The sequence below is a fragment of the Marmoricola sp. URHA0025 HA25 genome, assembly GCF_054059435.1.
Window position 1 is genome coordinate 1,502,944 of record NZ_JBSSCD010000001.1, and the last position, 18,817, is coordinate 1,521,760.

At 72.1% G+C, this 18,817-nt stretch carries 19 protein-coding genes; 8 read left to right on the plus strand and 11 right to left on the minus strand.

What is annotated here, in order from left to right; all coding sequences use genetic code 11:
* The first annotated feature begins 41 nt into the window (after window positions 1-41).
* The 3 genes from ACVW00_RS07335 to holA are packed head-to-tail and all read left to right on the plus strand — an operon-like array spanning window position 42 to window position 4,327.
* The gene (locus ACVW00_RS07335; RefSeq protein ID WP_457110243.1) at window positions 42-977 is read left to right on the plus strand and encodes a helix-hairpin-helix domain-containing protein; all 936 of its coding nucleotides are present in this window, start codon (window positions 42-44) and stop codon (window positions 975-977) included.
* Window positions 974-3,328, plus strand: coding sequence for a ComEC/Rec2 family competence protein (locus ACVW00_RS07340; protein WP_457110244.1), 2,355 nt, complete (start codon window positions 974-976; stop codon window positions 3,326-3,328). The genes ACVW00_RS07335 and ACVW00_RS07340 overlap by 4 nt, the downstream gene beginning before the upstream one ends.
* Before the next feature lie 12 nt (window positions 3,329-3,340).
* Entirely contained in the window at window positions 3,341-4,327 is a 987-nt protein-coding gene (holA, locus tag ACVW00_RS07345; protein ID WP_457110245.1) for a DNA polymerase III subunit delta, read from the plus strand.
* Window positions 4,328-4,429: 102 nt separating this feature from the next.
* Here the strand turns inward: holA and rpsT are convergent, their stop codons facing one another.
* Together rpsT and ACVW00_RS07355 are read right to left on the minus strand one after the other, a co-directional pair.
* Entirely contained in the window at window positions 4,430-4,690 is a 261-nt protein-coding gene (rpsT, locus tag ACVW00_RS07350; protein WP_457110246.1) for a 30S ribosomal protein S20, read from the minus strand.
* A gap of 157 nt (window positions 4,691-4,847) precedes the next feature.
* Window positions 4,848-5,813, minus strand: a complete 966-nt coding sequence (locus tag ACVW00_RS07355; RefSeq protein WP_457110247.1) for a hypothetical protein — start codon at window positions 5,811-5,813, stop codon at window positions 4,848-4,850.
* Window positions 5,814-5,873: 60 nt separating this feature from the next.
* Between ACVW00_RS07355 and ACVW00_RS07360 the strand changes: the two genes are divergently transcribed.
* Window positions 5,874-6,410 carry a GNAT family N-acetyltransferase gene (locus ACVW00_RS07360; protein ID WP_457110248.1) on the plus strand — a complete coding sequence of 179 codons (537 nt, stop codon included), beginning with the start codon at window positions 5,874-5,876 and terminating at the stop codon, window positions 6,408-6,410.
* Here ACVW00_RS07360 and ACVW00_RS07365 read toward each other — a convergent pair.
* The 5 genes from ACVW00_RS07365 to ACVW00_RS07385 form a co-directional block, all read right to left on the minus strand.
* Window positions 6,407-6,976, minus strand: a complete 570-nt coding sequence (locus tag ACVW00_RS07365) for a hypothetical protein (protein ID WP_457110249.1) — start codon at window positions 6,974-6,976, stop codon at window positions 6,407-6,409. The two genes, ACVW00_RS07360 and ACVW00_RS07365, sit on opposite strands and share 4 nt — an antisense overlap.
* Window positions 6,977-7,131: 155 nt before the next feature.
* A complete protein-coding gene (locus ACVW00_RS07370; protein WP_457110250.1) occupies window positions 7,132-7,902 on the minus strand; it encodes a hypothetical protein in 771 nt (256 codons plus the stop codon).
* Window positions 7,886-8,419, minus strand: a complete 534-nt coding sequence (locus ACVW00_RS07375; protein WP_457110251.1) for a SigE family RNA polymerase sigma factor — start codon at window positions 8,417-8,419, stop codon at window positions 7,886-7,888. The genes ACVW00_RS07370 and ACVW00_RS07375 overlap by 17 nt, the downstream gene beginning before the upstream one ends.
* Window positions 8,420-8,494: 75 nt before the next feature.
* A complete protein-coding gene (locus ACVW00_RS07380; RefSeq protein ID WP_457110252.1) occupies window positions 8,495-9,889 on the minus strand; it encodes a WS/DGAT/MGAT family O-acyltransferase in 1,395 nt (464 codons plus the stop codon).
* Window positions 9,890-9,943: 54 nt separating this feature from the next.
* On the minus strand, window positions 9,944-10,591 hold the full coding sequence (locus ACVW00_RS07385) for a hypothetical protein (protein WP_457110253.1): 648 nt from the start codon (window positions 10,589-10,591) through the stop codon (window positions 9,944-9,946).
* 131 nt (window positions 10,592-10,722) lie between these two features.
* On the opposite strand from ACVW00_RS07385, the gene ACVW00_RS07390 reads away from it, so the two are divergent.
* Genes ACVW00_RS07390 through ACVW00_RS07405 form a run of 4 tightly spaced genes read left to right on the plus strand, consistent with a single transcriptional unit; the run spans window position 10,723 to window position 16,204 of the window.
* Window positions 10,723-12,717 (plus strand): histidine kinase, encoded by a 1,995-nt coding sequence (locus tag ACVW00_RS07390; RefSeq protein WP_457110254.1) that lies wholly within the window; start codon window positions 10,723-10,725, stop codon window positions 12,715-12,717.
* On the plus strand, window positions 12,705-13,349 hold the full coding sequence (locus ACVW00_RS07395; RefSeq protein ID WP_457110255.1) for a LuxR C-terminal-related transcriptional regulator: 645 nt from the start codon (window positions 12,705-12,707) through the stop codon (window positions 13,347-13,349). Before ACVW00_RS07390 ends, ACVW00_RS07395 begins: the two co-directional genes overlap by 13 nt.
* Before the next feature lie 27 nt (window positions 13,350-13,376).
* The gene (gene lepA, locus ACVW00_RS07400; RefSeq protein WP_457110256.1) at window positions 13,377-15,293 is read left to right on the plus strand and encodes a translation elongation factor 4; all 1,917 of its coding nucleotides are present in this window, start codon (window positions 13,377-13,379) and stop codon (window positions 15,291-15,293) included.
* Between the two features lie 8 nt (window positions 15,294-15,301).
* The gene (locus tag ACVW00_RS07405) at window positions 15,302-16,204 is read left to right on the plus strand and encodes an aminoglycoside phosphotransferase family protein (protein ID WP_457110257.1); all 903 of its coding nucleotides are present in this window, start codon (window positions 15,302-15,304) and stop codon (window positions 16,202-16,204) included.
* Here ACVW00_RS07405 and ACVW00_RS07410 read toward each other — a convergent pair whose 3' ends face one another.
* From ACVW00_RS07410 to ACVW00_RS07425, 4 genes are read right to left on the minus strand one after another with little or no spacing between them, the layout of a single operon-like run.
* Window positions 16,205-16,708, minus strand: a complete 504-nt coding sequence (locus ACVW00_RS07410) for an aminoacyl-tRNA deacylase (protein WP_457110258.1) — start codon at window positions 16,706-16,708, stop codon at window positions 16,205-16,207.
* The gene (locus ACVW00_RS07415) at window positions 16,686-17,126 is read right to left on the minus strand and encodes a VOC family protein (RefSeq protein WP_457110259.1); all 441 of its coding nucleotides are present in this window, start codon (window positions 17,124-17,126) and stop codon (window positions 16,686-16,688) included. The genes ACVW00_RS07410 and ACVW00_RS07415 overlap by 23 nt, the downstream gene beginning before the upstream one ends.
* 22 nt (window positions 17,127-17,148) lie before the next feature.
* Window positions 17,149-18,387: an RNA polymerase sigma factor gene (locus ACVW00_RS07420; RefSeq protein ID WP_457110260.1), complete on the minus strand. Its 1,239-nt coding sequence runs from the start codon at window positions 18,385-18,387 to the stop codon at window positions 17,149-17,151.
* The gene (locus tag ACVW00_RS07425) at window positions 18,388-18,744 is read right to left on the minus strand and encodes a YciI family protein (RefSeq protein ID WP_457110261.1); all 357 of its coding nucleotides are present in this window, start codon (window positions 18,742-18,744) and stop codon (window positions 18,388-18,390) included.
* Window positions 18,745-18,817: the final 73 nt, after the last annotated feature.

Genomic DNA, 18,817 nt, shown 5'->3' on the forward strand with positions numbered 1-18,817 from the left:
CCTGCTCGCGGGTGCGCACGGCGGCTCCTAGCGTCGCCCCCATGCGCAAGCAGCCAGCCGACGAGGTCGTCGAGGCGGCGCGTCGACGGCTCGCCCTGCTCGGCGAGGAGCTCGCCCGTGCCGGGCTCGAGCCGACGCAGGAGCTGCGCCGCGACCTCGACGGACCCGGCGACGACGGCGGTCAGCACCTCGGCAACGGTGACTGGAGCGCGGAGGAGCACGTCGCACCGGTCCCGGTGAGGATCCCGGGCCGGCACTCGCGCCGCCGCCCGGTCCCGATGACCGGCCGCGGCGTGGCCTGGTTGCAGGACCGGCTTCCGGCAACCCTGCAGGGACGGGTGTCCCTCGGCGTGGGCCACGTCGCGGTCCTGTCCGTGGTGGCGGCCGTGGCGCTGGCGGTCACGGCGTACGTGACGATCCGGGCCCGCCCCACCGTCGCGCCCGTGCCGCAGGCGCACACCTCAGCCCCCACGGAGCGCGCACAGGCTGCGTCGACGTCCCCGACCGCGGCCGGAGCCCCACGCCCCGCCGCGACAGCTGCGAGCGGCTCGGTCGTCGTCGACGTCGCCGGCAAGGTACGTCGACCGGGTGTCGCGACGCTGCCTGCCGGCTCTCGCGTCGTGGACGCGATCCGCCAGGCGGGTGGTGCCCGCCAGGGTGTCGACCTGAGCTCGCTCAACCTCGCTCGGGTGCTCACCGACGGCGAGCAGATCCTGGTCGGCCTCACTCCCGTGCCGGGAGTGGCCGCCTCTGCGTCGTCGCGGCCCGGTGCCTCGTCCGACGGCGCCCTGGTCAACCTCAACACGGCGTCGCTGGACGAGCTCGACAGCCTTCCCGGGGTCGGCCCGGTCACTGCGCAGAAGATCCTCGACTGGCGCACCGCACACGGGTCCTTCACGGCGATCGACGAGCTCCTCGAGGTCGACGGGATCGGTGACAAGACGCTGGCGGACATGGCTCCTCACCTCACCCTGTGACCGATCTTCCCCCGGAGCGCGCCGACCGCCCCGATCTCCGGATGCCCGCGCTCGCGGCGGTCTCGTGGGTGGCGGCGCTCGTCGCACTCGGCGCGCCCGTGGGCCTGACCGCGCTCCTCGTCGCGGCCGGCGTGGTGGCACTGGCCGGCCTCCGGTTGCGCGGAGTCCCGGTCCGGACCCAGACAGGCTGGCTGGTGTCCGCGGCGGCGGTGGCGACGTCGGCGGTGCTGCACGTCGAGTCGGTGGGCGCCACCCCCGTCGCCGAGCTCGCACACCAGGAAGCGGCGGTGCGCGGAGTCCTGCTCGTGCGCTCCGACCCGGTGAGCGGTCGGGGCGGACGCGCGCCCTACGTCCACTTCCGGGCGATCCTGCTCGAGGTCTCCGGGCGCGGTCGACAGGTGCGGCTGCGCGCCCCGGTGGTCGTCGTCGCGGACATCCGGTGGGCTCATGTGCGCCTCGACAGCAGGCTCCGCGTCGCCGGGCGGCTCGAGCCGTCCGACGGACCTGACCTCGCAGCCCTGCTGATCGCGCGCGGCCCGCCGGTGGTGGTCGCGCATCCCGGGAGGGTGCTCGCAGCGGTCGACCGGGTGCGGGCGGGCATCAGGGACGCCGTCGCGATCCAGCCGGCCGGCCCGAGGGCACTGGTGCCGGCCCTGGTCGACGGTGACGACGGCGGTCTCGCCGACGACGTCGCGGCCGACTTCCGGACCGCCGGCCTCACCCACCTGCTCGCGGTCAGCGGCACCAACCTGACGCTCATCGTCGGGTTCCTGCTCATCCTGGCTCGGTGGTGCGGCGTCCGGTCCCGCGGTCTCGTCGTGGTGGGCGTGCTCGGCGTGGCCGGGTTCGTGCTGCTCGCCCGCACCGAGCCGAGTGTGCTGCGGGCGGCGGTGATGGGATCGGTGGCCCTCGTCGGCATGGGCGTCCACGGGCGGGAGCGCGGCACCCGGGCGCTCGGCGTCGCGGTGCTCGGCCTGCTGCTGGTCGATCCGTGGCTGGCGCGGTCGGTCGGGTTCGCGCTGTCGGTGTGTGCCACCGCAGGCATCCTGGTGCTCGGCCCGCCGTGGCGGGACGCGCTGTCGCGGTGGTTGCCGCGGTGGGTCGCCGAGGCCGTCGCCGTGCCCCTCGCGGCACAGCTCGCCTGCACGCCCCTGGTCGCGGCGATCTCGGGGCAGGTCAGCCTGGTCGCGGTGGGCGCCAACCTGGCCGTGGCGTGGGCGGTCGGTCCCGCCACGGTGCTCGGTCTGGTCGGCGGAGTCGTCGCGCTGGCCTCCGCGCCGGGTGGCCGGCTCGTCGCCGCACCGGCGGCCTGGTGCGCCGACTGGATCATCTCCGTCGCGCGCACGAGCGCGGGCCTCCCGGTCGCGTCGCTCGCCTGGGCGCCCGGATGGGTGTCGCTCGCGCTGCTCACCGCGGTCTGCGCACTCGCCGCACTGGCACTCGCGGCGGTCCTGGCGCGTCGCGGCGTCACCCTGGGGTCGCTCGCGGTGCTGCTGGTGGTGATGCTGGTGCCGCTGCCGACGCCGGGCTGGCCGCCGGCCGGCTGGGTCCTCGTCGCGTGCGACGTCGGCCAGGGAGACGGCCTGGTGCTCAATGCCGGCAGGGGCAGTGCCGTGGTCGTCGACGCCGGGCCGGACCCTCGCCTGATGGACCACTGCCTGGACCGGCTCGGCATCCGGTCGGTGCCGCTGGTCGTGATCAGCCACTTCCACGCGGACCACGTCGACGGCCTCGCCGGCGTGTTCAGCGGTCGCACGGTGGGGTTGGTGGAGACCTCCCCGGTGCCGGACCCGGCAGGCGGCGCGCGGGTGGTCGGCAGCGTGGCCGCGCGGCACGGCGTACGGGTGCGCGCGGTGGCGTACGGCGAGACGACGACCGTGGGGCCGCTGCGGTGGCAGGTGCTCGGGCCGGTCCGTGCGTCCTACCCTGACTCCGACTCGCCGCCGAACGACGCGAGCGTCGTGATGCTGGTCGAGGTCCGCGGTGTGCGGCTGCTGCTGATGGGTGACGAGGAGCGGCCCTCGCAGGCCGATCTCCGTCGGACCACCACGGGACTGCGCGCCGACGTGCTCAAGGTCGCCCACCACGGCAGCAGCAAGCAGGACCAGGACCTGGTCACGTCGCTGGGAGCGCGGCTCGCGGTCATCTCCGTCGGCGTCGACAACGACTACGGCCACCCGGCCCCGTCGACGCTGCACCTCCTCGGCGAGGCCGGGATGCAGGTACGCCGTACCGATCTCGACGGGGACGTCGCGGTCGTCGTGGGCGACGACGGCAGCCTGCGGTCGGCCACCCGGATGCCGCGGGTCCGGCCGGCACCGGGGGGCGGCGGCGGTGTCGGAGCGCCGTGAGAGGCTGCCGCCATGGCTGCTCCGGACGCTGCGCAGGTGATCGGGCGGGTCACCCTGGTCACCGGGCCCGAGGAGTTCCTCGCCGAGCGCACCGTCCAGCAGGTGCGAGCAGCGGTCCGCCGCGCCGACCCGGAGGCCGAGGTCAGCGAGACGCTCGCCGACCAGCTCAGCATGGCGACGCTGGGCGAGCTCGCGGCACCCTCGCTCTTCTCCACCACCCGGTGCGTGGTGGTCCGCAAGTTCGAGGACCTGCCCGAGGAGTCCGTGCCGGGCCTGGTCGACTACGCCCAGGCTCCGGCTGACGACGTCGCGCTGGTGCTGGTGCACGGGGGAGGGGCCAAGGGCAGCGGTGTGCTGGCCAAGCTGCGCAAGGCGGCGGGCGTGACCGAGGTCAAGACGGCGGCGCTCACCGCGCGGGAGTACCCCAACTTCGTGATCGGTGAGCTGCGGACGCGGAAGGTCAAGGTCGACGCCGACGCGGCGGCCTTCCTGGTGCAGGCCGTCGGCCAGGACCTGCGCTCGCTGTCCGCGGCGGCCGACCAGCTGGCCGGTGACTTCGAGGGCAGGCCGATCACCATCGACATGGTCAAGACGTACTTCGGCGGACGTGCCGAGGCGAAGTCCTTCGCCGTTGCCGACCACGCGATCTTCGGACGTGCGGCCAAGGCGCTGGAGGAGCTGCGCTGGGCGCTCGACGCCGGCACTGCGCCGGTCCTGGTGACCAGTGCCGTCGCCGGTGGTCTCCGTGGGCTGGCGAAGTTCAAGTCCGCGCCCCGCGGCATGCGCAACGCCGACCTGATGCGCGAGGTCGGGGTGCCGAGCTGGAAGCTGGACATCCTGCGCGACCAGGCGCGCGGGTGGGACGAGGGCGGCATCGCCCGCGCCATCCGGGTCGTCGCTGCGGCCGACGCCGACATCAAGGGCCGCGCCCACGACGCGTCCTACGCCCTGGAGAAGATGGTCCTCGAGGTGGTGCGGGCGCGCCCGCGCCGGGCCTGACGGGCGCCGGCGAAGCAGAAGAGGCGCCGTCCCGGGGGGACGACGCCTTCTGTGACGTGCTGCGGTTCGACCCGGCTCACGCCGGGGAGCGGTCGGGACCGCTCAGAGGGTCGAGGCCTTCTTCGCGATCGCGGACTTGCGGTTCGCGGCCTGGTTCTTGTGGATGATCCCCTTGGAGGCGGCCTTGTCGAGCGCCCGGCCCGCGTCGGCGGCGAGGGTCTTGGCCTCGTCGGCCGGACCGGTCTCGGCGGCCTCACGGAACTTGCGCACGGCGGTCTTCAGCGCCGACTTCACGGCCTTGTTGCGCTCGTGAGCGGCCTCGTTCTGCCGGTTGCGCTTGATCTGCGACTTGATGTTTGCCACGGGGGCTCGCCTGTCTCTTCGTCTACTTGCGGGGGTGTCAGTCGAAAGGGTGCGGGCAGGGGCCCAGACACGAGGACCAACGATATCAGCGCCCGGACGTGGCGCCCAAATCGAGCGAGGCTGGGGCCGCGGCGGGGGGCCGCGCGGCGCACACGCGTCAATCCCATCCCCGCCGCTGCGCCAACCACGACCAGGCCGCCTCGGCGTACCAGCTGGCATGAGCGCGGAGGTGGGGCGAGCTCGCCGGCACCGGCCTGGTGCGGCTGCTGAGCATGAAGCCGCAGAGGGCGGCGAGCCAGACGTCGATGGCCACGGGGTCGACCTCGCGGGTCAGCGCTCGTTCGGCCAGGAGGTCCTCGACGGGGAGCCCGTCGCCGTGGGCGGAGGCGAGCAGCACGACGAGGTCGAGCCAGGCGGGCGCCAGCGCCGGCCAGTTCCAGTCGCAGGCCAGGGTCCGGCCGTCGTCGGCGAACAGGATGTTGTCGTCGCGCAGGTCGCTGTGGGCGAACCTGTCGGAGTCCGGCAGCGTCGGCATCAGCGCTGCGAGCGCCGCCGCGTCAGCCCGGTGCGGCCAATCGTCGGCCACGGACTCCCACCCCGTGACGAGCCCGGGGAGGTCCTCGACGATCGGGCGCAGGTCGAGCCCGTCCGGGACGGTCTCGGTCGCGTCCGCGATCGCCTCGGCCAGGTCGAGGGCACGGTCGAGCTCGTCCGGTCGCCAGGGCCGGGCGGGCTGACGCGCGGCAACTGCCTCGAAGCCGAGCACCACCCACGCGTCGTCCTCGTGGACCCACTCGAGGCGGGGAGCGGGGATCGAGTCACCCAGGACCGACAGCTTCCGGGCCTCCTCGGCGTACGACGAGGCGATCTCGGCCTGGGCAGCCTTGCTGGCCGCCTTGACGAAGCCGCGGGTGCCCGCGGACGTGGTGAGCACCGACGCGAAGCCAGGGGTGAAGCCGCTGTCCTGGGAGATCGCGTCAACCACGCGCCCGCCGAGCCGTTCCTCGACCAGGGCGCGCAGGTCGCTGGGCAGGAACCTCCAGCCGAGGCGCCTCGCGGTCCGCCCGTGCGGGACGGCCGGGACTCCCGCGGTGCCGACGGGTGCCGCAGGGAGGAGGGTCATGGCGGCGATTCAAACAGAAAGACACGTGCGTCTCGCCGGAGTTCGCAGAAGACTCTCCCCATGCCAGCGCTGATCACCCCGGACGTGCGCCTCAGGGCCTCCTTCCTGGCCGCAATGGCTGAGTTCGCCGCGGAGGGGCGCACCGGCGACGGCTCGGGCATCGGCCGCGACCTCGAGCAGTGGTCGGACCGCTGGGAGACCGACGAGGGCTTCGCCGCCTACGTCGCCGAGCGGGTCGCCGAGCGCGAGTCGGTGGTGGACCAGGACTGGGTGCTGAACACGAACCTGTGGTGGGTCGAGGGCGACGAGTACATCGGCCGGATGTCGATCAGGCACGAGCTCAACGACTGGCTCCGGGAGGTCGGCGGCCACATCGGCTACGACGTACGCCGGTCGCGGCGCGGCGAGGGCCATGCGACCGCGATGCTGCGCGAAGCACTGGTGATCGCTCGCGACCTCGGCATCGAGCAGGCACTGCTGACCTGCGACGACGACAACATCGCGTCGCGGATCGTGATCGAGCGCAACGGAGGAGTCCTCGAGGACAGTCGCGGGCGCAAGCTGAGGTTCTGGGTGCCAACGTCGCCGAGGGCCTAGTTGCAGCGCACGCTGCCGGTGACCTTGACGGTCTCGGAGTGGTTGACGATGTTCACCAGCTGCATGTCGAACTCGGCCTGGCCGACGTCATCGCTGACCGTGATCGTCCCGCCCTGGTCCATCGTGGCCGGGTCGTCGCCGTTGTTGCCGGAGAACTGGGTGCCGTCGATCGCCAGCAGCAGTCCGACCGACACCGGGTCGTTCCCCTGGAGCGCCAGGCTCCATTCGCCGCTGCCCGCGAAGTCACCGGACGTCGCGTGGATGTTCACGCCCTTCTCGTCGGCCGGGAAGTAGTACGCGCAGTACGCCGCGGCGCCGTGCCCGCTGACGTCGATCGTCTTGGCCCCGCTGACGTGCAGCTCCACGTCGGCCCCGGCGCCGGTCGCAGCGCTCTCGGTCGCCGACGGGGTCTCGGTCGGCGTCGGCGTGGCCGACGGCGTCGGGCTGGCCGCGGTTGTCGTCGGGGTCGACGCTCCGGCGGCGTTGCCGCCGGAGCTGCCGCCGCAGGCGGTCAGGACCAGCGCGAGGGGAAGGAAGACGAGTCCGAGAGAGGATGGGCGGGACATGGCTCCTCCTGGATGCAGGCACGTGCTGCTCACGCTAGGGAGCGTGCGCGGTGTTGTCCCGCTTATCCGTGGCGCGATCTCCGCGGCGGGGCCTGCACGGACGTTTTCGACCGTGGGCTCCCGCCGGTCGCCCGTCAGCCGGTCTAGATCGCGGTCTACTCCGTCGGGATGCCGCTCGGCCCCGGCAGGTCGAGCCGCGGGTCGGCCGCGGCGGCGAGCAGCTGGTCCACGGTCAGGTCCAATGTCCGGGTCGAGGTGCCGTTGTTGCCGAAGGACGTGTCAGCGGTGAGCGCCACGATGTCGCCGTCGTCCTGGAAGACGGCCACCGAGATCCGTCCGGCCGAGGTGAGGACGAGCGCCTTGCTCGCGCCGGCCAGGGACTGCCGGGTGCACACACCGTCGCAGAAGAACTGCACGCCCTCCAGCGAGTGGCCGACCGCGACCTGGAGCATGCCGCCGCCGTTCCAGCTGAGCTTGGTGCCGAGCGAGTCCCCACCGGACTGCCGGTTCGTGATCGTCCCGGCCTGGATCCGCGTGCCGGAGGGGTCGAGGTCCTCGCGCAGCACGTCGCGGTAGCCCTCGAGCGCTGCCTTGACGGCCGGGCCCGCGTCCTCGGCGAGGTTCCCCGGCCCGGACGGAAGGACCTGCTCGGTCTCGGTCACCTGGGACGGCGGGTCGCCGGCCTGCTGGTCCGACGGGCTCGTGCTGCCGGCGAAGCCCGGGCTGGTCCCGGGACGGTCCGCCCCGCCGGGCAGGAGCAGGACACTCGTGCCGATCACGGCAGCAGTGGTCACCGCCGCCCCGAGCGCGCCGAGGTTGCGATGACGTCGGCGCGCGCGACCACGCGCCAGGTCGTCCTCCGGGCCGGTGGTCGGCACGGCGACGCCGTCCGCGAGTCGCTGCAGCTGCTCATCGAGCTCGATCATGGTGTGCTCCTGTTCCGGCCTCCGTGAGCGCATGGCGCAGGTGCGCCAGTGCGGCAGAGGTCTGGCTCTTGACGGTCCCTTGGCTGATCCCCAGGTCGGCGGCGGTCTCCTCGACGGAGAGGCCCCAGTAGTGCCGCAGCACGACGATGCGTCGCTGTCCGGCCGCGAGCGTGCGGAGCGCCTCCCACAGCTCCTCGTGCCCCTCGTGCGCCGGTGCGGAGGCGTCGATCTCGGGCAGGCCCGGTCGTTCGCGGCGCCAACCCCGCCGGGTCTCGTCGACGTGGGCGTTGACGAGGATCCGGCGCACGTAGGCGTCCACGTTGCCGGCCCGCTGGAGCCGCGGCCAGGCGACGTAGGCCTTCGCCAGCGCGATCTGCACGAGGTCGTCGGCGCGATGGGCGTCGCCGCAGATCAGGTACGCCGTCCGGTAGAGCCTCGCGCGGCGGCCCGCGACGTACTCCACGAACGGCTGGTCACGCTCCTCGTCGCGGTTGCTTCCGAACACCTGTCGCCTCACGTCCGGTTCTTCTGGGTCTCACGCTCTAGACGGATCGAGTGGTCCGTCGGTTGGGTTCGGAGGAGAACTTCCTGCTCAGCCTGCGGACCGGATGCCCGCAGCCGCCTCGAGCTCGTCCAGCGCGTCGCACACGGCGTCGGCGAGCTGGTCGAGGTCCGGGGCGACCTCCGGGGTGCTCACGAAGCCGAAGTCGACCGAGCCGAGGTAGCTGAACACGGTGACGTTGAGGGCGACGTCGAGCACGAGCGGTCCGATCGGCAGCAGTGAGCGCAGCGGGGCGGTCGCCATGTAGAGCGGGAAGCTCGGCCCCGGCACGTTGGAGACGACCAGGTTGATCGGGGCGAGCGAGTTCGAGAGGCCGCTCATCGTGTAGGCGCGGGAGGCGATCTGCAGCAAGCCGGGCGGGGTGATGTCGGGGAGCTGCATGATCTGGCGGGCGCTGAGCGCCTTCGCCATCTCCTTCGCACCCTGCGTGCTCCGGTATATCGCCCGGATCCGCTCGGCGGCGTCCTCGACGTCGGTGGCCATGCTGACGGTCATCGAGCTGACCTGGTTGCCGACGTGGCCGGAGGTGTCCTCGGTGCGCGTAGAGACCGGGATCTGGGCGATCATCGGCTTGGCCGGGATGCCCTCACGTTCGGCGAGGTAGATCCGGAGCGCGCCGGCGACGAGCGCCAGGACGACGTCGTTGAGCTTCACGTCGTACGCCTGCTTGAGCGCCTTCACGCGGTCGAGCTCGACGCGGACCCCCGTGACCTTCCGGTGCGGGCTCAGCGTCGCGTTGAACCGCGTGGTGGGCGCGCTGAAGAACCGCGGCGGCCTGTTCTTGAAGCTGCGCACCGCAAGCTGCTGGCGGGCGGTCTGGTTGAGGATGCCGGCGACCCTCAGAGGTGTGTGCACCGCGACGTTGACCCAGGCGTTCGCGAGCGCCTTCACCGGGTGGGGTCCGCTGCTGCCGATGCCGTGCACGAGCTCGTCGGACGGCGCCCGGGGCTCGCGGGTGATGTCCAGGAGGATCTCGCCGAGGCCCGCCCCCGAGACGCCGTCGACGATCGAGTGGTGCATCTTGGTGAGCGTCGCGACGCGACCCTTCTGGAGCCCCTCGATGACCCAGAGCTCCCACAGCGGCCGGGAGCGGTCCAGCTTGTAGGACATCAGCCGGCTGACCAGCTCGTCGAGCTCCTTGCGCGTCCCCGGCTGCGGTACGCCGATGCGCCGGATGTGGAAGTCCGGGTCGAGGGTGTCGTCCTCGACGAACCACGGCCGGTCCATCCCGAGCGGGGCCTCGACGACCTTCCAGCGCAGCTGCGGCATCTGCGGGAGCCGCTCGATGACGATCCTGCGGACGAGGTCGAAGCTGAAGTCCGGTGCGTCGGCGGTCTCGTGGATGGCGACCGCGCCGATGTGCATGTGCCAGGCGGGCGTCTCGCCGTACCAGAAGGCCGCGTCGACCCCGCTCATCCGCTTCATGGATCGAAGCGTAGGGCAGCCCCCGGCTGCCCTGAGCGGGGTCGACGGGGCGGATCAGGAGGCCTCCGGAAGGCGGATCATGGCCGCGACCACGACGGTCCAGACCGGGAACAGCATGAACGGCGCGAAGCCCAGCGGCCCGAGCGGAGCCATCACGCCCAGGACGATCGAGGCCCAGCAGAGCCAGGTCGGCAGCGCCTGCTCGCGCAGTGCGGTGATGCCGACGCCGATCATCGCCAGGATCATCGCGAGCATCGCGATCGGGAAGTTGGTTGTGTCCACGATGTTGAGTGCGTGCACCACCGTCGTGTCGCCGGAGTCGATCGCCGCGTGGAGGGCGAGCGCGGTCATCGCGAAACCCGCCAGCGCGAGACCCATCACGACGAACCCGATCAGGGCGACGTCGGCGGTCCACCGCCGGGTCCGGGTCACGAGCACCGAGCGCAGGGCGCTCCCGAGGAAGGCGAGCACGGCCGCCCCGACGATGACGGTGTAGGTCATCACCTGCATCAGGACGTCGCTCCTGTCGTAGTCGGCGATGATCTTCGCAGGGTCGGCGTCCGACTCGCGCTGATCGCCGAGCGCAATGATCGCGACGAAGACGAGCAGGTACACGACGGCGAATCCGACGAGGACCCGGCGACCCGGGAGCTGGCCTTCGGTGGCGCGGGTGGTGGCGGCAGGTGCACTGGTGATGGTCATGTCGCAAGCCTCGTCCGGCGAGCCGGTCACCGGCATCGGAGCCGGCGCGGAACATCGCGTCCGTGCGCTCCGCGGAGAGTTTCCGTGCCATCACGGATACCTCGGCGACCCGACCGTGTCAGCATTCCGGGATGGAGGTGCGCCGCGCACGGTCGCTGGCCATGGTCGTGGCTGCGGCCGACACCGCCGCCCTTCTGGGCATCCTGGCCTCGGAGCGCGGCCTGGTCGCCGTCGGGCGCTCCGACCTCGTCTCGCTGCGCGGCGAGGTCTGGCTGATCCTCGCGGGCATCGCTGCCTCGGCGGTCGTCGGCTTCGCCGTCGCCCGCAGTCAGCCGGCGCACCCCGTCGGCTGGCTGTTCCTCGGGCTCGCCGGGGCGATGCTGTTCTCCGGCGTGTGCGAGGAATGGGCCCGGTGGGGGCTGTGGGCCCGTCCCGGCTCGACGCCGGGCGCCCGCGTGGTCGCGGTGGTGGGGGACTCGAGCTTCATCCCCTGGTTGGTCCTTGTCGCGCTGATCCTGCTGCGGACGCCGACCGGCGCATACCTCTCGCGCCGCTGGCGACTGCTCGCGCGGCTCGTCGTCGTGGCGGGTGTCGTGTCCTTCAGTCTCGGCCTCGTCTCCGGCCGGGTGCTCTCAGCGCCGTACGACAAGGTGGTCAACCCATGGCGGGTCGACGCCGTGCAGCCCACCGCGGACTGGATCTCCTACCTGAGCCTGCTCGTGGTCGCCGGCGGTCTCGTGGCCTCCGGTGTCTCGATCCTGGTGCGGTGGCGCCGCTCCGTCGGCGACGAGCGGCAACAGCTTCTGTGGCTGGCGCTGGTGGTGGCGCCGCTGCCGCTCTTCGTCGGCGCCTCGTTCCTGTTCAGCCGCGCCGACCTCACGGCGCTCACCGTGATCTCGACGGGCGGCTTCGTGGTGCTCGTGCCCGTGGCGGCCGGCCTGTCGATCACCCGCTACCACCTGTACGACGTCGAGCGGATCCTGGCTCGGACGACGACGTACGTCCTCCTGACGCTGCTGCTGGTCGGGACCTACGGGCTCATCGTCTGGTTCGGGGCCCGCGGTGCACAGCACGGGCCGACCTCTCCGGCGATCGCGGCGACGCTCGGTGCGCTCGCCGCGGCGGCGATCGCCGCACCGGCACAGCGAGGCATCCAGCGCGCCATCGACCGCCGCTTCAACCGCAGGCAGTACGAAGCCAAGCGCCTGGTCCGCTCCGAGCTGCGACGCGAGTCTGCCGGGCTCGACGTGCAGGACCTCCTGCGCAGGGCGCTGGGCGACCCCCTTGTCTCCGTCGTACATCCAGGACCCGGTGCCCAGGAGTGGGTCTCGCCGGACGGCGAGCCGGTCGCGGCTCCGGAGACCTCTGAGCCGGTCAGCCGGCACGGTCGAGAGGTCGCGCGCGTGGGCTTCGACCCGACGGCGACCGACCCCCAGACGGTGCACGAGGTCGCGCGGATCGTCGCGGTCGAGCTGGACAACGGCCGGTTGAGGGCCGAGCTGGCCCGCCGGCTGACGGAGGTCTCGTCGTCGCGGCAGCGACTGGCCGAGGCCCAGCGCGACGAGCGCCGGCGGATCGAGCGCGACCTTCACGACGGTGCCCAGCAGCGCCTCCTCGCGCTCGCCTTCGACCTGCAGTCGGCCCAGCTGAGCGGTGACGGCACGCGCATGCGCGACGCTCTGGCCGAGGGTGCCACCGCGGCGCAGTCGGCCGTCCGCGAGCTGAGGGAGCTCGCGAACGGGCTCCACCCCGCGGCGCTCGCCGACGGCGGCCTCCCGGCAGCCCTGGACGACCTGGCTCGGCACTCGCCGGTCCGGTTGAGCCTGGCCGTCGACGTCGGTCGCCTCGACCCCGCCGTCGAGTTCACCGCCTGGCTGGTGATCGCGGAGGCCGTGGTGAACGCGCAGAAGCACGCCCGAGCCAGCGAGGTCCACCTGGGCGTCGGTCGCCTCGACCTCGCCCTGCAGGTCCGGGTGTGCGACGACGGCGTCGGCGGTGCCAACCCGGACGGCCCCGGGCTGCGCGGCATGCGCGACCGGGTCGAGGCGGCCGGCGGCCGGCTGGTCGTGTCCTCGCCCGCAGGCCAGGGAACGACGATCGAGGCGGTGCTCCCGTGCGCGTCGTGATCGCCGACGACTCCGGACTGCTGCGCGGTGGCCTGTCGCGTCTGCTCGAGGAGACCGGCACCGAGGTGGTGGCTGCGGTCGGGGACGCGGAGGAGCTCCTCACCGCCGTCGCCGAGCACGCCCCCGACCTCGCGGTGATCGACATCCGGATGCCGCCGACGTACACCCACGAGGGGGCGAAGGCGGCGATGGAGCTCCGGGAGAAGCACCCCGACCTCGGCATCCTGCTGCTGTCGCAGTCCCTGGAGAGCCGGTACGTCGTGGACCTGGCTCGCGCCCACCCACAGCGCTTCGGCTACCTGCTCAAGGACCGGGTGGTCGACGTCGAGGTGCTGGTGCAGGCGATGCAAACGATCGTGGCCGGCGGAACCGTCCTCGACCCGGCGGTCGTGTCGCACCTGATGGGCAGCAGCGGCCTTGCGGACCAGCTCGACCGGCTCAGCTCGCGCGAGCGGGAGGTGCTCGAGCTGATGGCCCAGGGGCGCTCGAACGCCGCGATCGCGGCGGACCTCGTCATCGACCTGCGCACCGTCGAGAGCCACATCGCCCGGATCATGACCAAGCTCGACCTGCACCCGACCGCCGACGAGCACCGCCGGGTGCTCGCCGTGCTGGCCTGGCTGCGCACCTGACCCGACCATGCCCGCGAGCATGGGAAGATGTGGGTTCGCCCGAACACCGAAGTGAGCCTGAAGAGAGTCCGCGTGTCCCTGTCCAGCGCGCCCCTGCCGGGCAAGACCGACCCCGCGATCATCCGGAACTTCTGCATCATCGCCCACATCGACCACGGCAAGTCGACGCTCGCGGACCGGATGCTGCAGCTGACCGGCGTGGTCGAGGAGCGCAACGCCCGCGCGCAGTACCTCGACCGGATGGACATCGAGCGCGAGCGCGGGATCACCATCAAGAGCCAGGCCGTGCGGATGCCGTGGACCGTCGCGGCGGACAACACCGCGTCCGCGGAGGCCGGCACCTACGTGCTCAACATGATCGACACGCCGGGGCACGTGGACTTCACCTACGAGGTGTCCCGGTCGCTCGAGGCCTGCGAGGCCGCCGTGCTTCTGGTCGACGCCGCCCAGGGCATCGAGGCGCAGACGCTCGCCAACCTCTACCTCGCGCTCGGTGCCGACCTGCACGTGATCCCCGTGCTGAACAAGATCGACCTGCCGTCGGCCAACCCGGAGAAGTACGCCGCCGAGCTGGCCGGGATCATCGGCTGCGACCCCTCCGACGTGCTCCAGGTCAGCGCCAAGACGGGCGCCGGCGTCCGCGAGCTGCTCGACGAGATCGTCACGCAGACCCCCGCACCCGTCGGCGACGCGGACGCGCCGCCGCGGGCGCTGATCTTCGACTCCGTCTACGACACCTACCGCGGCGTCGTCACCTATGTCCGCGTCGTCGACGGCAAGCTCTCCCACCGCGACCGGATCAAGATGATGTCGACCGGCGTCGTCCACGAGATGCTCGAGGTGGGCGTGATCAGCCCCGAGCCGATCAAGGCCGGCGACCTCGGCGTCGGCGAGGTCGGCTACCTGATCACCGGCGTGAAGGACGTCCGCCAGTCGCGCGTCGGCGACACCGTCACCAGCCAGCACCACGGAGCGACCCAGGCACTCGGCGGCTACAAGCACCCGAACCCGATGGTGTTCGCCGGCCTCTACCCGATCGACGGCGACGACTACCCGACGCTGCGCGACGCGCTCGAGCGGCTGCAGCTCAACGACGCGGCGCTCGCCTACGAGCCGGAGACGTCCGGCGCCCTGGGCTTCGGGTTCCGCTGCGGGTTCCTGGGCCTGCTGCACATGGAGATCGTCCGCGAGCGGCTCGAGCGCGAGTTCGGCCTCGACCTGATCAGCACCGCGCCGAACGTCGTCTACCGGGTGGTGATGGAGGACGGCAAGGAGCACGTGGTCACCAACCCGAGCGAGTATCCCGACGGCAAGATCGACGAGGTCCGCGAGCCGGTGGTCAAGGCGACGATCCTCAGCCCGAGCGACTACATCGGCGCGATCATGGAGCTCTGCCAGTCCAAGCGCGGGCAGCTCCAGGGCATGGACTACCTCTCCGAGGACCGCGTCGAGATGCGCTACACGCTGCCGCTCGCCGAGATCGTCTACGACTTCTTCGACCAGCTGAAGTCACGCACCAAGGGCTACGCCTCGCTGGACTACGAGCCCGTGGGCGACCAGCCGGCCGACCTCGTCAAGGTCGACATCCTGCTGCAGGGTGAGCCGGTCGACGCGTTCAGCGCGATCGTGCACCGCGACGCGGCGTACTCCTACGGCGTGATGCTCGCCGGCAAGCTGCGCGAGCTGATCCCGCGGCAGCAGTTCGAAGTGCCCATCCAGGCCGCCATCGGTGCGCGCGTCATCGCGCGCGAGACGATCCGCGCGATGCGCAAGGACGTGCTCGCCAAGTGCTACGGCGGTGACATCACCCGCAAGCGCAAGCTGCTCGAGAAGCAGAAGGAGGGCAAGAAGCGGATGAAGATGGTCGGACGCGTGGAGGTGCCCCAGGAGGCCTTCATCGCGGCGTTGTCGACCACCTCGCCCACCGAGAAGGGCAAGAAGTAGGTCCGGCGATGCGCCTTCCCGACGGCGTCGTCGGCATGGCACGCCGCGGGCCCGACTGGGCGGCCTGGGTCGAGCAGCTCCCGGCGCTGGTCCGGGACCTGTACGACGAGTGGGAGCTGCGGCCCGACGGCTGGATGATGCACGGGTACTGCGCCCTCGTCGTACCGGTCGTCACGGGTGGCGGGAAGCGCGCGATGCTGAAGGTGTCGTTCCCCGAGGCGGAGTCCGAGCACGAGCACCTGGCCCTGAGCCACTGGGGCGGACGCGGAGCCGTGCCGCTGCTGCGCGCGGACCCTCGCCGCCGGGCGATGCTCCTGGCGGCACTCCGGGACGTCAGCCTCGGCGACGCCTGGGACATCGAGGCGTGCACGGCGGTCGGTGAGCTCTACGGCCTCCTGCACATCCCCGCGTTCAACCAGCTGAGGCGGCTGTCCGACGACGTCGCCGTGTCGGCGGAGGCTCTGGCGGGCTTGCCGCGCAGCGCCCCGCTGCCGCGCCGTCTCGTCGAGCAGGCGGTCTCACTGGCGCGTGACTTCGTCGCGGATCCCGCCACCGACGGCACCCTGGTCCACACGGACCTGCACTACGCCAACGTGCTCATGGACGAGGCGGGCGACTGGCTCGCGATCGATCCCAAGCCGTTGTCCGGCGATCCGCACCACGAGGTCGCGCCGATGCTGTGGAACCGGTTCGACGAGCTCGCCGGCGACAAGCGCGACGGCATCCGCCGCCGGTTCCACACGCTCGTCGACACCGCCGGCCTGGACGAGGGCCGCGCCCGTGACTGGGTGGTGGTGCGGATGATCGGCCTCGCGGCCGAGCAGATCCTCGACCCGCCGTTCGACCGCGGCATCACCGAGGACGAGTGGCTGACGACGTGCATCACGATCGCCAAGGCCGTGCAGGACTGATCAGGCGAGCTCGGTGACGTCCGCGACGGTCGCGCCGAGGGCCTTCACGAGGGCGTCCGCGTCGACGGTTAGGGCGACGCCGTGAGCCCCACCACCGATCGAGACCATGCCGGCGACCGCTGCGTCGGCGATGACGGGCAGGGGCGCCCGGCTTCCCAGCGGGGTGATCGTGCCGCGCACGTAGCCGGTCACCTCGTACGCCGTGTCGGCGGACGGCATCGAGAGCCGGTTGACGCCGAGAAGCGCCCGCAGCTTCGGCCAGGCGATCTCCCGGTCGCCGGGCACCAGCACGAACCGGAAGTCGTCCTCGGAGACCCGCACCACCATGGTCTTGACGATCTGCCGCGGCTCGATCCCGCGCGCTTCGGCAGCCTCCTGGAGGGAGCGCACGGGGCCGTGTCGGGTCAGCTGGTGGTCGAGCCCGAGCGCTTTTGCCGCGGCGACCGCCCGTCCGGAGCCGTCCGGCTCGACCTGCGGGTCCTCACCAGGGGGCAACCGTGACACCGCCCCACTCCTCCGGTTCGACGTCGCGCACCGTCTGGGTCAGCTCCCACGAGTGACCGGCGGGGTCCTGGACGACGCAGGAGCGTTCGCCGTACTCCCAGCTCGTCGGCTCCTCGACCACGCTCGCGCCGGCGGCCGTCGCACGCGCGAAGGCGGCGTCGACGTCGGGCACGCGCACCTTGAGGATGTGCGGGACCTGGCCGGCGCTCGGCGGCTGTCTGTCGCCGTCGGCCTGGGCGACGATGACCGCACCGTCCGCGCCCACCCGCAGCTGCGCGCGGTGTGCCTCGCCGACGCGAACGCGTTCCTCGAAGCCGAACGCCTCGCCGAGCCATGCGACCGCTTCCCGGACGTCGGGATAGGGGAGCACCGGGGTCACGGTGACCGGAGGTGCGGAGCGGTTGGTCTGCACGGTCATGAGGTTAGCCAGCCGTCGCGGGTCAAAGCGTGCTCCTGCGCCTGCGGAGGTGCGCCCGCTCGGCGTCGTTGCCGGTGAGCCCGAGGGCCAGGTCGTAGGCGTCCCGTGCCTCGTCGTACCGCTCGAGGCGGCGGAGCAGCTCAGCGCGGGCCACGTGCCACGGGTGGTACGACTCGAGGTCGAGCCGGTCGACGATGCTCAACGCCACCTCGGCCCCGTCCAGCTCGGCGACCGCCACCGCGCGGTTGAGCTCGACGATCGCCGACGGCTGCACGGCGAGCAGCTGGTCGTAGAGCTGCACCACCTGCGACCAGTCCGTCATCGAGGCCTCGAGCGCGTCGGTGTGGACGGCGTTGATGGCAGCCTGGAGCTGGTAGGGGCCGGGCCGGTTGGTCGCCAGGCAGCGGCGCACCAGCTCGTGCCCCTCGTCCACCAGCCCGGCGTCCCAGAGGGAGCGGTCCTGCCGGTCGAGCGTGACGAGGACGCCGTCGGAGACGCGGGCGCTGCGGCGCGCCTCGGTGAGCAGCATCAGCGCGAGCAGGCCGAGCACCTCGGGATCGTCGATCAGCGTCGTCAGCTGCCGCGTGAGCCGGATCGCCTCGGCGGACAGGTCGGTGCGCAGGCCCTCGCCCTCGGTGGCCAGATACCCCTCGTTGAACACCAGGTAGAGGACCGCGAGCACGCCGCCGAGCCGGGCGGGCAGGTCCTCGGCCCGGGGCACGCGATAGGGGATGTTCGCGTTGCGGATCTTCTGCTTGGACCGGGTGATCCGCTGGGCCATCGTGGTCTCGGGGACCAGGAACGCCTTCGCGATCTCGCCGACGGTGAGCCCGCCCAGCAGGCGGAGGGTGAGGGCCACCCGGTTCTCGGGTGCGAGCGCCGGGTGGCAGCAGGTGAAGATCAGGCGGAGCCGGTCGTCCTGCACCGGCCCGTCGTCGGGTGGGCCCTGGAAGGGGTCAGTGTCGTCGTCCATGAGCTTGGCTGCCTCGGCGTACTTCGCGTCGCGCTTCGCCTCGCGGCGGATCCGGTCGATCGCCTTGTTGCCGGCCGTCTTGGTCAGCCAGGCACCCGGGTTCGGGGGGATCCCGTCGCCGGGCCACCGCTCGAGAGCGGTGACCAGGGCCTCCGCGACCGCATCCTCGGCGAGGTCGATGTCGCCGAGCCGGCGGATCAGGGTGGCCACGATCCGGCCGTGCTCGGCACGGACGATCTCCGTGATCCTCGCGTCGAGCTCGGCTGCATCCACGTGCGAGTCGGGCACTCAGGCCTCGTCGGGGCCCTGGAACGGACGCACCTCGACCGGGTGCCGGCAGGCGGCCGAGGCCTTCGTGGCGAGGTCCAGCGCCTCGTCGAGGTCGGCCGCCTGCACGACCCAGAAGCCGCCGAGCTGCTCCTTGACCTCGGCGTACGGGCCGTCGGTGACGATCGGCTGCGCGGGGCGCCCGTCGACGACGGTCGCGTTCGACGGGTGGGTGAGCCCTCCCACGAAGACCCAGCGGCCCGACTCGCGCAGGTCGTCGTTGAACCTGGCGGTCGCCGCGAACGACTCCTCCATCTCCTCAGGGCCCATCGTCATGTTGTCCCAGTCGTGGATCACGGACATCAGGTACTGCGTCATGGCTTGCTCCTCGGTCCGGGGCTCGCGCCCATCTTGTCGTGACCTCCACGAAGAGACGAGGCCCAATACGACA

What these genes read in the sequence shown, in the direction of transcription:
- ACVW00_RS07365 (WP_457110249.1), bottom strand. Translation starts at nt 6,976, where the DNA reads ATGTCCCGCCCATCCTCTCTCGGACTCGTCTTCCTTCCCCTCGCGCTG.
- ACVW00_RS07360 (WP_457110248.1), top strand. Translation starts at nt 5,874, where the DNA reads ATGCCAGCGCTGATCACCCCGGACGTGCGCCTCAGGGCCTCCTTCCTG.
- ACVW00_RS07380 (WP_457110252.1), bottom strand. Translation starts at nt 9,889, where the DNA reads ATGAAGCGGATGAGCGGGGTCGACGCGGCCTTCTGGTACGGCGAGACG.
- ACVW00_RS07355 (WP_457110247.1), bottom strand. Translation starts at nt 5,813, where the DNA reads ATGACCCTCCTCCCTGCGGCACCCGTCGGCACCGCGGGAGTCCCGGCC.
- ACVW00_RS07385 (WP_457110253.1), bottom strand. Translation starts at nt 10,591, where the DNA reads ATGACCATCACCAGTGCACCTGCCGCCACCACCCGCGCCACCGAAGGC.
- ACVW00_RS07370 (WP_457110250.1), bottom strand. Translation starts at nt 7,902, where the DNA reads ATGATCGAGCTCGATGAGCAGCTGCAGCGACTCGCGGACGGCGTCGCC.
- lepA (WP_457110256.1), top strand. Translation starts at nt 13,377, where the DNA reads ATGTGGGTTCGCCCGAACACCGAAGTGAGCCTGAAGAGAGTCCGCGTG.
- ACVW00_RS07415 (WP_457110259.1), bottom strand. Translation starts at nt 17,126, where the DNA reads ATGACCGTGCAGACCAACCGCTCCGCACCTCCGGTCACCGTGACCCCG.
- ACVW00_RS07425 (WP_457110261.1), bottom strand. Translation starts at nt 18,744, where the DNA reads ATGACGCAGTACCTGATGTCCGTGATCCACGACTGGGACAACATGACG.
- holA (WP_457110245.1), top strand. Translation starts at nt 3,341, where the DNA reads ATGGCTGCTCCGGACGCTGCGCAGGTGATCGGGCGGGTCACCCTGGTC.
- ACVW00_RS07390 (WP_457110254.1), top strand. Translation starts at nt 10,723, where the DNA reads ATGGAGGTGCGCCGCGCACGGTCGCTGGCCATGGTCGTGGCTGCGGCC.
- ACVW00_RS07405 (WP_457110257.1), top strand. Translation starts at nt 15,302, where the DNA reads ATGCGCCTTCCCGACGGCGTCGTCGGCATGGCACGCCGCGGGCCCGAC.
- ACVW00_RS07335 (WP_457110243.1), top strand. Translation starts at nt 42, where the DNA reads ATGCGCAAGCAGCCAGCCGACGAGGTCGTCGAGGCGGCGCGTCGACGG.